The sequence below is a fragment of the Pseudomonas sp. R11F genome (genome assembly GCF_050312575.1).
Classification (GTDB): domain Bacteria; phylum Pseudomonadota; class Gammaproteobacteria; order Pseudomonadales; family Pseudomonadaceae; genus Aquipseudomonas; species Aquipseudomonas palleroniana.
The window spans coordinates 33,062-46,060 of the sequence record NZ_JBNPJU010000067.1 but is presented as its reverse complement, the minus strand read 5'-3'; the positions used below and the strand labels follow the sequence as shown (position 1 = coordinate 46,060).

The following is a 12,999-nucleotide window of genomic DNA, read 5'->3' as shown; positions in this document are numbered from 1 at the left end:
ATGTACTCATTTGCTTTTGCCTGCAACCCCTTGATTTCAAAAATATTTCGTATTGGCATCAAGGGGTTGCGGGGCTGTCTCACTCCTGGATGCGCTGCTCCTGGTACTGCGGGTCGGCCTTGATCTGGGCGTCGGTGAATGGCAGTGGGCGCAGTTTTTTATCGGAGAAGGCTTGGGTCTGGTCCTTGGCATGTGGCGAGGTGGGGTTGCTGGATTCGGAGAACGCCAACAGCCCGAGGGCTTGGGGCCCTTTGTCGTCGAAGGTGACGATTTGCAGGTAGCTGGTGCCGCTGATGACTTCGCGTTTGCCGTCGGCGCGGGGCACGGTTTGCATGGCGTTATAGATGCCCAGGTGTTGCGGGCCGCCGTGCATCGGGATTTGGCCGCTGACTTGGATGTCGCCCCAGCGGCTCAGGCCAAGTTTGCTCACGGCTGCCGCCGACGCGAGCATGGCTTCGCGCAAGACCTTGGCCACGGGGGCTCGGTCGATGGCCAGGCCACGCGGCGTGGTCAGCGGTTGGGCTGGGTCGAAGGCAACGCGCCAGGCATCGGGGATTTGCTGCAGGTGGTCTACCAGGTTGATGAAGTGCACCAGGCCCAGGCCGCTGTCGAGGTTGGCGTGCTGGTCCCAGTTTTTCAGGCTGGCGCACAGTGGCTGCAAGGCCGTGGCGTCGGCGCCGAGGTGTTTGGCGCAGAATTCGAGCAGGTCGGGCATCACTTGGCTGGCGAGGTACACCTCGTTGTCCATGACCATATTTTGCAGATCATTCACGCTGATCGGCTGTTTTTCCAGGGATTGCAGGCGCTGCACAGCGAAACGCGCACGCGGGCCGAGGCCGATGTTGTCCTGGCTGATCACCGGTGAGAACCCGGTCAATGGCGACTTGGGATTGACCAGCCACGCCGAGTCATTGGAATGCTGCACGTAGTCGCTGCGTTGCAGTTGCGGCAATTGGTCGGCGGGGAAGATGCCGGGCTGGGCCGCGCGCGGGTCGATGTCCCAGGCGCAGGCGCTGTGGGCGCCATCGAGCAGGATCATTTGCAGGCCGGCCCGTGGGTCGCTGCACTGTTTGAGTTTGGCGGCGCTGACGTTGGGCACCACCGACAGGTTCATGTACAGGCTCTGGCCCTGGTCGTCGGCGGCCAGGGTGTTGACCCACGGAATACCTTGCAGGCTATGCACCGAGGTCTGAAGTTCCTGGAGGCTGGCGGCGCGGTTCATCGCGTACCACTGCTGCAACACGCGGTCATTGCCCAGGTTGGCGTCGCGCAGGCTGAACGCGTAGCGGCTGTCCCAGTCCAGCTTGCCGGGCCATTGCACCACGGGGCCGAACTGCGAGCTATAGACCGTATGCGTCTGCGCCTTGAGGCCACCGCCAGGCTGTTTGACCTGCACCGTCAGCGTGGTTTTATCCAGGGGGATGGATTTGCCGTCGAGCAGGTAACGCGTGGAGTCCTTGGGGTCGAGCGTCAGGCGATACAGGGTGAAATGCTTGGAGGTGTCGACCGTATGTGTCCAGGCCACATGCTGGTTGAAGCCGATATTGATCACCGGCAAGCCTGGCAGCGCCGCCCCCATCACATCCAGTTGGCCTGGAATGGTCAGGTGCATCTCATAAAAGCGCATGCCGCCCACCCAAGGGAAATGCGGGTTGGCCAACAGCATCCCACGGCCATTGAACGAACGGTCGCGGCCAACCGCCACCGCATTGCTGCCCCGTTCAAGGTTGAAGCGCTGTTGATGGGCCGCGGCCAGCTCAAAGGCTTTTGTGCCAGGTTGCACACGCGCCGTGGCTTGAGGCGGCGCGGCGCCGACCAGGGCTTCGGCGAATTGGCCGACGCCGCCTTCCACCAGCAGTCGGCGTGTCAGCTTGACCAGATCCTCCACCACCAGCGGACGAACCCAGTCAGCCTGGCACTGAGCGGGTGCGCCCTGCTCTTTCAGATAGCGGTTGTAGCCCGCGACATAACCTTCCATGCGCTGGCGCATCTGCGGGCTCTGCGCCTTCCAGAAAGCGCCAACCGCCTCAGGGGTGTTGAGCCAGGTGAAAAAGATATCGCTGGCAAGGTTGTTACGCTCTTCCAGCGTCGCCTGCTCCGGGCCAAAGAACCTGGCGCGCTCGCCGTTCACGGTGACCACTTCGTTGGCCAACAGACACAGGTTGTCCTGGGCATAGGCATAGCCGATGCCGTAGCCCAGGCCGCGCTCATCATTGGCACGAATGTGCGGCACGCCGTAGGTAGTGCGGCGGATTTCTGCGGATGCCTGCGCCAGCGGCTCGCGTGCCGATGCGGCAAGACTCGACCCCAGCAATGCCCCTGCCAGGCACACCCTCACCCACCCGTTGGAAATAATCACGCAAGCTCCACAGTCAAATTGAACAACACGCGGGAAACCTCCCCACCGTAAGGACGCATCCCGCCGGAAACAATTTAGCCACGGCCTGGGTGATTTGCAGCGTTTGACCTGTGACAAACGTGATACCGACAAATTTTCTACATCTGCCGCTTCATGATTTACGTCGCTCGTTCGTCTTATTGGCTAAGAGCGCCATCATTTTTCCTGATCAGGCTCTGATAAGGAGTTTTTTGCATGTACAACTCGCAACTGCCCACGGACGGACACTCACTGGCGGATGCCAATTTCAGCGCCGGCACCCAAGCGCTTGGCAAAGCCACTGAACAGCAAGGCAACCAGCGCATTCGCCATTTGCTCAAGTGCTTCGGCCTGCGCACCAGCCTGATCCGGCTGAAAGTCATTGACGCCCTGCTCACTGCCGCGAACAACCAGCGCACCCTGGGGGTACGTGGCGTGCACAGCCATTTGCTCGAGCTGGGCATCCCACTGTCGTTTCTCAGCGTGCGCGAGGTGCTCAAGCGCCTGTGCAGCGAGGGCGTGCTCACCCTCAATGCCGACAAAAGCTACAGCCTGCATGAAGAGGCTGCCAAAGTGCTCGACGGCCGCGCTTGAATCCCGCCGCGAGATCAGAAGCCAGGCTTGACCTTGCGCCGCATGATGCCGTTGATGACCACCACGACCACTGCCACGGCGATGGCGATGTACTGGAAGGTTTTCTCGCTGATAACCCCAGTGTTCTGAAGGTGAGACAGGCCAAGCATGGTCGCCAGTACGATCAGGGAAATCAGAATGGAATATTTCAAACGTTGCTTTTGGGTCATGACGGGTTCCTGAACCTAGAGAGTGTGTCCACTTTGTAACGCCGCGACCTATCCGTTAACGGGGATAGATCGGTGAGTCGGCCAGCGCCTATGTTACAGGCGATGTAAACGTTTGGCTCCGCGAGATCGGCTCTTACACTCTCAACCGCCTGGCGCTGGAACCCAAACACCTGTTTTCAACACCTCAGAAGAGTGCCTGACACTAGGGATCGACCTAGGGAAGGTGCATCTTTCCGGTACGAACACAGGTGTTAACGCCAATGCTCATAAGCCCTTCGCCGCTCTCCCCACCTGCATTGCCGCAATCCATTACAGGCCAGACGTTTTTTCCAACGGAAAGTCTTCCAATCGATAGCCGCCCGACCTTGCCGCCCTTGGGCAATCTCGGCGGTGCCTTGTCCTGGGCCGTTCCACCGAGTATCGAACAGCAACGCGCCATTGAAACCCTGGTCACCGACAATACGCCCAACCTGCCCGGCTTCGTTCGGCTGGGACGTGCGGGAGCGCTGGACTACCTGATGAACCTACAGCCGTTGTCCACTGAGGCATTAACCGACCTGGACAAGGCTTTGGAAACCCTGCTCAAGACGCCCCAGGCGCGGGTATTGGGCAACGCCATCCGGACCCGACTTGACGGCATCGAGACCGATACCAGTGTGACGGACTATGTGCTGACGGCGATCCATATTGGTCTCGACCCCGAATCGATCAACACGCCCCATCGCAACAGAGTGGCCAATTTCGACCTTGCAAGCGAGCGCCATTGGGGCAAATCCGCCGCAGAAGTGATCAATGAACTGGCCCACCATCTGGAACAGCAAGGCAGGACCGCAAAAGGCCGGGGCCAGTTGGCGGCCCGCCTGATATTGGCAGCCCGGGCGCCCGAATTTCTGGTCAAGGACATTCCCCCTCAGGTGGTCTGTGGCAGCCAGGCATGGGCCAACTTCTGCATCAATGTGGCCACACAGGAAGCCCAAGCCCCCGGCTCGGTCCGCCACAAAACCTATGCCCAGGTCATGATCGATGCCGACGCCTCGCAGATTCCACCCGCCGACACGACGCTGCTGAACGCGCTGATCGATTGGGCGGTGTGCAATGGTCACCTTCCCAAGCGCTATGACGATCACTACGACAGCGAAGAAATAGCCGGTGCGCAAACTGCCTTCAACGCTCAACAGGACGCCCTGCATATTGCCTCCAGCCGACTGGGTGACGCACTGCCCAGTCGCAAGGCCATGGCCCTGGCCGCGCTAAAGGCGCATTTTCCGGATGTGGCGGATGACGTCTTCGAGAAACGAGTACTGTCGATCAAGCACCGCGAGTTCAATCCGGGTGCACGCTCAATGCTCGACATCATCATGGAGGGACACACACTGCCCCCTGGCGAAGAATGGCAGACCTTTGATAAAGACGTGCCGCTCAAGCGTTTCAATACGTTCAGCCGGAGCGCAGACGCAAACATCCTGCAGGCATTCAACTCCGCGCTGGACGCGCAAAAGCAACTCCACCAGACACTCGTCAAATACCTGATCGCCAACCTGCCGCTGGAGGATCGGGAAAACCTTGAACAAGGAAAGATCGAGTTTTACAAGGAAGGGACTTACAAAATCGGCACGGGCTTTCTCGATGCTCCTGAACTGACCGAGCAAAAAAACCGCCTGCTGCTGAAAGTCACGCGCAATAAAGAAACCCATCTTTATGCGCTGGACCCGGAAAACGGCTTGCTGACAAAGCGGCCCAACCTCAACGACCTCAAAAGTAGCCGAAACGGCAGCACCCTGTTCCAGGCCGAACGGGTGCAGCCGCAAGGCAAAAATGCGCAAACGCTACAGGACGTCAGGATTAGCCCCGGCGTCCCCAAAAGCTTCTCCAGCGAACGCAGCCAGCACATCGCCGAGGTTTACATCGCGGCCCTCGGCCTTGAGCAACAGGCGCGGGGGCTTACCTCCTATGACGTAGAGCGAGGGCAGCAAGCAGCCATCGCCGATTTTCTGCTGGACCTTGTGCCGCTCAGGTCAGCCATCGTCAACTTCCGCGCCGGTCACTACGGTGCAGGCGCCTTCGACTTGACGCTGGATATTTTTGCGCTTGTCACGGCGGGCCTCGGGGCGGGCGGCAAGGTACTCAAAGCCTTGAAAAGTACCGGCTCCGCCGTCAGCAAAGTGCTCAAGGTCGGAAAAATCTTCGGCACCGTCACCCTGAGTGAACTCAACCCGCTGAGCGGTACCGGCGAGCTCTGGGTGGGGGCTGGAAAACTACTGACCTGCGGGTTGAGCACTGCCGCGCAAGGCATTAAAAAACTGCGCGGCACCGCCACCCGCGTAGATTTGCTGGAAGCCAGCAAACACTTTGAGTCAGCCGCCAACGGGACCTTTAAATTGGGCGAGCACACCGTCGAAGGCAGTGCCGTGTTGCTCAACGGTAAATGGTATGCCTTCGATGCAGACAAGATGCAGCCCTACGGCTCCCCCCTTGAGGACTTCTCGGCCCTGCAGACATTGGCGCCCAGCCCCAACACCCACACCCCGGGCACACACCGCGTTCATCCCTATCACCAGAGTGGCCTGCGTCAACGGCCCCAAATTACCCGCAAGGAATTGCCCGAAGGCAGCTACTCGGAAGCCACGAAAGGCAAACTGGAAGCCGGCCATTTCATTCGAGGTGATGGAAAAGATGAAACCTTCAAAAAATTCGTGGATGACATGTTCGAATTTTATGACGAGATAGCCCTCAACCCAGTGCCGCGCCCGACGCTGCCATCCCTGGCGGGAGAGGTCGAAATACCCGAGCTGATTAGCCGCTCCTTGCAAGCTGCGGATGGGATCGTGTTTGGGGAGAAGCATGATCAGATGGCCAGTTTCAAAATGCTGGCACAGCAGATTGATACGCTTGTCAGCCAAAAAGTTAAAAAGGTGTATTTCGAAGGCCTGATCGATTTGCCTCCCTACGGCCTGGTGGACGACGGCATCGGCATGCTCGGCAAACAGATGCCGCGCACCAGCCCGACATTCGAGGAGCTTAAAAAACTATTTGAAAGCAAGGGCATCGAGGTCTTGCCTCTGGACCACTATTATTTGACGCGGCACAAGGACGTAAAGGCGCTCTATGGCGCCACCACAACAGGTTCCGGCTCTGTACAACGGCTTCAGGAGTTCAACTACCACGCCTCGGAGGTCATCCAGGCCAACTCGGGCACCGAAAAATGGATTGCCCTGGTGGGCGCCTCTCACATGAACACCGCCGAGGGCGTTCCGGGCCTGGCCGAGCTGACAGGCGCCATCGGTATCGGCGTATTCGACAACCCGGGCATCGTGAAGTCCATCGGCCTCAAAGACACCCGTCAGCCGCCCGACCCCATGAAGCCCTTGAAACCGGGGGATGTGCCTGGCGACTTGCAGATCTACATGAAACCCTAGACGCAGCGAACACCCCGTGGAGAGGGAGCTTGCTCCCTCGCCACGGGTCAAGGTACCCGATGAGCCGTATCAACGCGCATGCACCCACCGCTGATGCAGCCAGCGCGCCAACGCATCCAGCACAAAGCCCAGCAGCCCGATCAACACCACCATGGCCATCAACTCCGAATACGCCAACCGATCGCGGGTATCGAGAATGTAGTAGCCCAACCCGGCACTGACCCCGAGCATTTCGCACGGCACCAGCACGATCCACAAGATCCCGATAGCCAGGCGCACCCCCGTCAGCACATGCCCTACCACACCGGGAATGATCACCCGGCGCAACGTCTCCCAGCGCGTGGCGCTCAAGCTCTTGCTCAACTGCAGCCAGCGCGGGTCCAACTGGCGCACGCCGGCAGCGGTATTGAGCATGATCGGCCATACGGCGGCAAAGGCCAGCAAGAAGTAGATCGGCTGGTCGCCGACGCCCATCAGCATCACCACGATAGGCATCCAGGACAGCGGTGAGATCATCCGCAGAAACTGAAACGCGGGTGTCGTCGCGGCCTCCAAGTTACGCGAGCTCCCTACCAGCAACCCCAACGGTACCCCTGCCAACAACGCCAGGAACAAGCCGACGAAGATGCGTTTGAGGCTCACCGCAACGTGCAGGTACAGCTCACCACGCCCCAGCAGTTCCCACAAGCTGCCGGCGGTGGCCGCCAGCGAGAAGCGCGCCGACAAACCGTCCGCCTCGCCAAACACCTTGACCCCCAGCCACCACAGCCCCAGCAAGCCTGCCAAGCCCATCAACCCGAGCAGCCAGCCCGGGATTACGCGGTTGTTCAAACGCCGATCTCCTCGTGCCGCTCAAACCCTTCCGGCAAACCGAACGTCTGCATGCCGCCGACGGCCTTGATGGCGTTACGCACGAAGCGGTCATCCACCAGGTCCTTGGCGACAAACGCAGGGTCAAGGTCGGCGAGGAATTTCTTGTCACCTTCGATCAGGGTCTCCTTCAGGCGGCGCACCAGTTCTTCGGTGTAGCTGGGAAACGGGTAAGGTTGAAAGTCGATACGGTGTTCGTCCCAGTCAGCATGCCGGATCGAGCCATCGGCCAGGTAGGCGGCGCGGTCGCCGGCCAGCGGTGCCAGGACTTTACTCAACACCGGTTCGGCATGGGGCGTGTAGCGGTTCGGGCCGTCCTTGGAGAGCAATTTCACCGCCGCTTCGCGATTGTCACGGGTCCACACCTGGGCCTTGACGATAGCGTTCACCACCTTCTGCGACCACTCGGGACGGTTGGCCAGGTCATGCTCGTGCATGAACACCACGCAGCACGCGTGATTGCGCCACACATCGCCGGTAAAACGTTGCACGCGGCCCACCTTGAGGTTTTCGGCCAGGGCATTGAACGGTTCGGCAACGATGTAGCCGTCGATGCGCTTGCTGGCCAGGGCCGGCGGCATGTCTGAAGGGGGCAGCACGATCAGGTTGACCTCGTTGGCCGCGATGGCAGTGCCTGCGGCGCGAGCCACGGGGGTCAGGCCGTTGTCGCGGAACAACTGCTGCACCACCACGTTGTGGATCGAATACCAGAAGGGAATCGCCACCGACTTGCCGCCCAATTGCTTCACATCGGTAATCCCGGGGGCCACGGTCAAGCCGGAGCCGCCGACGTGGTTCCACGCCACCACCTTGGCCGGCACTTGGCTGCCGTAACGCGCCCAGACGGTCATCGGCGACAACAGATGAATCACGTTGACCTGCCCGGAAATGAACGCCTCGATCACCTGGGCCCAACTGCGCAACAGCACCGGGCGCTCGGCCTTGATGCCTTCGGCTTCGAACAGGCCGTTGTTATGCGCGACCAACAGTGGCGTCGCATCGGTGATCGGCAGATAGCCGATGCGTACCGGCGCGTCCGGCTCGCTGGCGGCGCGCGCTTGCAGGCTGCTCAGCAGGGGCAAGGCACCGGCGGCACTGAGCACCGCCGAAAGTTTGAGAAAGTCACGGCGCGAGTGGGTCAGGTCATCCAGACACATGGTTAAGCTCCTGTTGATCAAGGGGGTTGGGTTGAGGGCGGCTCGCCTGCCGTAAGGTTTTCAGAATGTCGATACGCAGCGCACCGATGGCCTCCACCTGCTCTTCCCGAGGTTGCGGCAGGTCGATGTGCCATTCGCCCAACGTGCGCGCCGGGCGGTTGCCCAGTAGCAGGATGCGGTCGGACAACAGCAGCGCTTCGTCAATATCGTGGGTGATCAATACCGCCGCCGAGCCTTGCTCGCGGTTGACCTTGAGCAACAGGTGCTGCATATCGGCGCGGGTCACTTCGTCCAGGGCGCCGAATGGCTCATCCAGCAGTAGCACCTGCGGTTGCCGCGCCAGGCAGCGGGCCAGCGCCGTACGTTGGGCCATACCGCCGGACAGCTGTGCCGGAAACTGCTGGCGCGCGTGTTGCAGGCCGACGGCGGCGATCGCATGGTCGACCCGCTGACGGCGCTGTTCGTGGCTCAAGCGCGGTTGGCGGTCGAAATCCAGGCCAAAGGCGACATTCTTTTCCAGGTTCAGCCAGGGCAACAAGCTGGGGTCTTGAAAGGCGACCGCCACACGCGGGTGCGGGCCGTTCAACGGTTCACCCAGCACGGTGACAGTACCGCCCTGGGGTGCCTGCAAACCGGCGAGCACCCGCAGCAGGCTCGACTTGCCGACGCCGCTGGGACCCAGGATCGACACCACTTCACCGGCTTGCAAATGCAAGTCAAAACCTTGCAGCACCGGGCCGGCGGTGTACCCCAGGCAAATGCCCTGGGCGCTCAGTACCGCCCGGCTCACAGGCTGGCCTGGCGCTGCAGCTCGGTGCGCAGTTGCACCAGGCTTGGGGTCACGATCGGCACAAAGGCCGACTCTCGCCAGCGCCGGGCGAAGCCGCTGCCGTGGGCGGTGAGGTAAGCCTTGCCGCCGCTCGCCTGCAACTCAAGTTGCACGGCACTGCCGGCGGTTTCGGCCAGGGCGATGCGCAGCTTGAACAGCGGCACCGGCTCTGCGGCGAAACGTCCGGCGAGCAAGCCATTCTTGAGCTCGGTGACCAGATGATCCAGGGTTACGCGCAGCGCTTCCAATTCATCGCGCAATACGGTGCGGCTGGCGCCCAAATGGTTGGCCACCTCTGCCAGGGAGCGGCGGGCCAGGCCTATCGACATGCCACATTGCAACCCCAGGAACGCCGGGCGTACTGCCGGCAGGAACTTGCGCGCATCCTCATGCAACAACCAGTCACGACTCAGCGCGACGCCTTCCAGGCCCAGGGCGGCCGTATTGCTCGATTGCAGGCCCAGCAGGTCCAAGTCGCGGGAGCGCTGCAAACCCGCCACGGAATCCGGGATCGCCAGGATAAACGGCGCTCCACCCTGAGCGTCCTCGATCGCCGCCGCCGCGACAAAACCGTTCTTGCGCAGGTTGGTCACCCAATGCAGGCGACCGTTGAGGGTCCAGCCGTCGGCGGTGGGTTCGGCGCTGATCTGCAACGCCTCTATTCCGGACAAAAACTTCATCGCATTCGACAGCCCCGTGGCCCCGGCCAGCTTGCCGCTGAGCAAGTCCGGCATCAGTTGGTCACGCAGCCGTTCATTCGGGCTTTGCAGCAAATATTCGATAAAGGAGCGCTGGCCCCAGCAGACAAACGCCGCCGCCAGGGAGTGGCTGGCGACATTGGCGATCGCTTCCACCGCACCGGCCACATCACCGCCCAGGCCGCCGAGGTGCTTCGGCACGCCGATACGTAATACGTCGGCTTGTGCCAGGCGTGGCAACACTTCCTGCGGATCGCAACTGCCCACATCCAGGGCCTGCGCTTGAACATCGAGCCAACGGCTCAAGATTGGGTCAAGCATTTATGTATCTCCTTTTTACAGCAGGTGGACCATCGCCGATTCAGCTGGCCGGTTGTTCCCAACGGTATTGCGCCAACTCAGGGTTCAGCGGGGTACGCGCAAACACGTTAGCGAAGTTGCACAGGGTTGCCAGGCTGACGCCCAAAATAACCTCCAACGCCTGACCCTGCGTATAACCGGCGGCGAGAAACGCCTCAAAACCGGCGTCGCTGACATCGCCACGGGTGGCGATCACTTCACGGGTAAACGCGGCGAGTGTCTCATAGCGGGCGTTGGGCAGCTCACCGCGCTGGCGCAGCGCGTCGATCACTTCTTCAGGCAACTTGGCTTTGTTGCGCGCCACGGCGGTATGGCCGGCGACGCAAAAATCGCAACCGTGGGTGGTGGCCGCAATCAATTGCACCACTTCACGGTCGGCCAGGCTCAGTTCCGCCTTGGCGTTGAGGCCGGACACCGTGACGTAGGTTTCCAGGGCCGCTGGTGCGTTAGCCAATACGGCAAGCAGATTAGGGATGAACCCCGAGGCTTTCTGTGCATTTTCAAGGAAAGGCTTGGCGGCTTCCGGCGCGGTTTCCGGGGTCAACAAGGGTACACGGGACATGGAGTGGTCTCCTGATGGGTTCGTGTAACCAGTCTGTTGGTTATAAAAAATCGACTCAATAGGCTAAAGTAGCGATTACTTGCTCTTGAGTCTTTCCTTTAGATGAATTCGTCCAGTGCCCTTGTCGATTGGTTATTAGACAGCCTCGAACTCGATACCAGCCTGTTCCATGTCGGCCGCTATTGCGGCGACTGGCATGCCAGTACGCATGGCCTGGCCAGCGCCAGTTTCCATCTGATTGTGCAGGGTGAATGCTGGCTGCATATCGAAGACGATCCCGTGCCCCAGCGCTTGAATAATGGCGACGCCGTGTTTCTCTTGCGTGACCTGGCCTATCGGCTCTCGGGTGAAGCCACGGCCGCCGGCGCCCAAGAATGTCCACGGCGCCCGATGCTGCCCCTGGACAGCACCGCCAATGACGGCGTGGGGCTGGTCTGCGGTTTCTTTCATTTCCAGTCCGGCTTGTCGGCCATGATTGTCGATACCCTGCCCGCCTGGATCATTCTGCGCGCCGGTGACCCGTCACTGACCGCCGCACGCAATCTGTTCGAACTGATCCTGCAAGAGTGCCAGCGTATCCCCGCGCCCTCTCCCACCTTGCTTGAGCGTCTTTGCCATTTGTTGTTCCTGTATGTGTTGCGCCAGCAAGTCATCGACAACACCGATCTCGGCGGCCTGGCCGCGCTGGGTCGGCAACCGGCGTTTGCGCAGTTGCTGGAACAGTTGATCGCCCGCCCGGCCGATCCCTGGACCCTGGAAAGCATGGCGGCCTGCACCGGGTTGTCGCGCTCGGCGTTCTTCAAGCGTTTCAACGAATTGTGCGGGCAGTCGCCGGGGCAAGTGCTGCTGATCATGCGCATGCGCCATGCCTGCCAGTTGTTCAAGCAGGACCAGACCGTGGCCGACGTGTCGCTGGCGGTGGGTTACCAGTCGGTCGCCGCCTTTACCCGGGCCTTCCATAAAGTCACCGGGCAGCAACCGGGCGCCTATCGCCGGGCACAAGCCTAGCGCCGCAAGCCATTGCCCGGTCGAGCGCACAGTTCCACCAGCCAATCGACAAACACCCGCACCCGCAGCGACAACTGGCGGTGCGGTGGGTACAGCGCCGTCAAGGCCATCGGCGGCACCGCCAGCTGGGGCAGCACTTCCACCAGCGTGCCCTGCTCCAGGCGCGCCATTGCATGATAGTGCGGCGCCTGGATCAAGCCGTAACCCGTCTCGCAGGCGGCGAAATAACCGTCAGCGCTGTTGACCGCAACGGTCTTGGCCAGGTTGACCGGGCGCAGTGCATCGCCGATCTGGAATTCCAGGCCAAACCGTTTGCCGCTGGCGCTGGAGATGTACTCGACCATCCGATGCCCGGCCAGGTCGTCGATGCACTGCGGGACGCCCATGCGCGCCAGGTAATCCGGGCTGGCCAAGGTCATTTGATCGAGCATCACCAAAGGCCGCGCCACCAACGATTCATCCAGGGCCGGGCCGCCGCGCAGCACGCAATCCACGCCTTCGCGGATCAGGTCCACCGGGCGGTCGTTGAGGCCGATCTCCAGGTCGATCTGCGGGTAACGGGCGGTAAAGCTCGGCAACGCCGGGATCACGATAAAACGCCCGATACCTGACGGCATATCGATGCTCAAGGTGCCGCGCGGGTTCTGGCGGCGCGTGGAAAACACCGCCTCGGTTTCCTCCAGGTCCGCCAGCAACTGCACACAGCGTTGGTAATACGCGGCGCCGTCCAACGTCGGGCTGACCTGGCGCGTGGTGCGCTGCAACAGTTGCACCCCCAGGTGGGCTTCCAATTGCTTGATCAGGATGGTCACCGATGCCCGTGGCAGTTGCAGGCTGTCAGCCGCCTTGGCAAACCCGCCCAGTTCGACAATCCGGGTAAACACGCGCATTGCATTAAAACGGTCCAAGGGCCGGTTTC

General features: G+C 61.2%; 11 protein-coding genes. 3 read left to right on the top strand and 8 right to left on the bottom strand.

Annotation, left to right across the window (positions count from 1 at the left end; all coding sequences use genetic code 11):
* Positions 1-79 precede the first annotated feature (79 nt).
* Positions 80-2,359, bottom strand: coding sequence for an acylase (locus ACQRBV_RS20770; protein ID WP_411984207.1), 2,280 nt, complete (start codon positions 2,357-2,359; stop codon positions 80-82).
* A gap of 234 nt (positions 2,360-2,593) precedes the next feature.
* Between ACQRBV_RS20770 and ACQRBV_RS20765 the strand changes: the two genes are divergently transcribed.
* Entirely contained in the window at positions 2,594-2,971 is a 378-nt protein-coding gene (locus tag ACQRBV_RS20765; protein ID WP_411984208.1) for a fe2+ zn2+ uptake regulation protein, read from the top strand.
* Positions 2,972-2,985: 14 nt separating this feature from the next.
* On the opposite strand, the gene ACQRBV_RS20760 is transcribed toward ACQRBV_RS20765, so the two are convergent.
* Positions 2,986-3,180 (bottom strand): hypothetical protein, encoded by a 195-nt coding sequence (locus tag ACQRBV_RS20760; RefSeq protein WP_060752731.1) that lies wholly within the window; start codon positions 3,178-3,180, stop codon positions 2,986-2,988.
* A gap of 569 nt (positions 3,181-3,749) precedes the next feature.
* Here ACQRBV_RS20760 and ACQRBV_RS20755 point away from each other — a divergent pair.
* Complete coding sequence (locus ACQRBV_RS20755) at positions 3,750-6,596, top strand: membrane-targeted effector domain-containing toxin (protein WP_411984209.1); 2,847 nt, start codon at positions 3,750-3,752, stop codon at positions 6,594-6,596.
* 69 nt (positions 6,597-6,665) lie between these two features.
* Here ACQRBV_RS20755 and ACQRBV_RS20750 read toward each other — a convergent pair whose 3' ends face one another.
* From ACQRBV_RS20750 to ACQRBV_RS20730, 5 genes are read right to left on the bottom strand one after another with little or no spacing between them, the layout of a single operon-like run.
* Positions 6,666-7,388, bottom strand: coding sequence for an ABC transporter permease (locus tag ACQRBV_RS20750; protein ID WP_411984411.1), 723 nt, complete (start codon positions 7,386-7,388; stop codon positions 6,666-6,668).
* Positions 7,389-7,423: 35 nt separating this feature from the next.
* Positions 7,424-8,623, bottom strand: a complete 1,200-nt coding sequence (locus ACQRBV_RS20745) for an ABC transporter substrate-binding protein (RefSeq protein WP_411984210.1) — start codon at positions 8,621-8,623, stop codon at positions 7,424-7,426.
* Complete coding sequence (locus ACQRBV_RS20740) at positions 8,610-9,413, bottom strand: ABC transporter ATP-binding protein (protein ID WP_244383410.1); 804 nt, start codon at positions 9,411-9,413, stop codon at positions 8,610-8,612. The genes ACQRBV_RS20745 and ACQRBV_RS20740 overlap by 14 nt, the downstream gene beginning before the upstream one ends.
* On the bottom strand, positions 9,410-10,471 hold the full coding sequence (locus ACQRBV_RS20735; RefSeq protein WP_090370831.1) for an acyl-CoA dehydrogenase family protein: 1,062 nt from the start codon (positions 10,469-10,471) through the stop codon (positions 9,410-9,412). The genes ACQRBV_RS20740 and ACQRBV_RS20735 overlap by 4 nt, the downstream gene beginning before the upstream one ends.
* A 40-nt stretch (positions 10,472-10,511) precedes the next feature.
* Positions 10,512-11,072, bottom strand: coding sequence for a carboxymuconolactone decarboxylase family protein (locus ACQRBV_RS20730; RefSeq protein ID WP_244383409.1), 561 nt, complete (start codon positions 11,070-11,072; stop codon positions 10,512-10,514).
* A 102-nt stretch (positions 11,073-11,174) separates the two neighbouring features.
* On the opposite strand from ACQRBV_RS20730, the gene ACQRBV_RS20725 reads away from it, so the two are divergent.
* Positions 11,175-12,080, top strand: coding sequence for an AraC family transcriptional regulator (locus ACQRBV_RS20725; protein WP_411984211.1), 906 nt, complete (start codon positions 11,175-11,177; stop codon positions 12,078-12,080).
* Here ACQRBV_RS20725 and ACQRBV_RS20720 read toward each other — a convergent pair.
* Complete coding sequence (locus tag ACQRBV_RS20720; RefSeq protein ID WP_411984212.1) at positions 12,077-12,988, bottom strand: LysR family transcriptional regulator; 912 nt, start codon at positions 12,986-12,988, stop codon at positions 12,077-12,079. The two genes, ACQRBV_RS20725 and ACQRBV_RS20720, sit on opposite strands and share 4 nt — an antisense overlap.
* Positions 12,989-12,999: the final 11 nt, after the last annotated feature.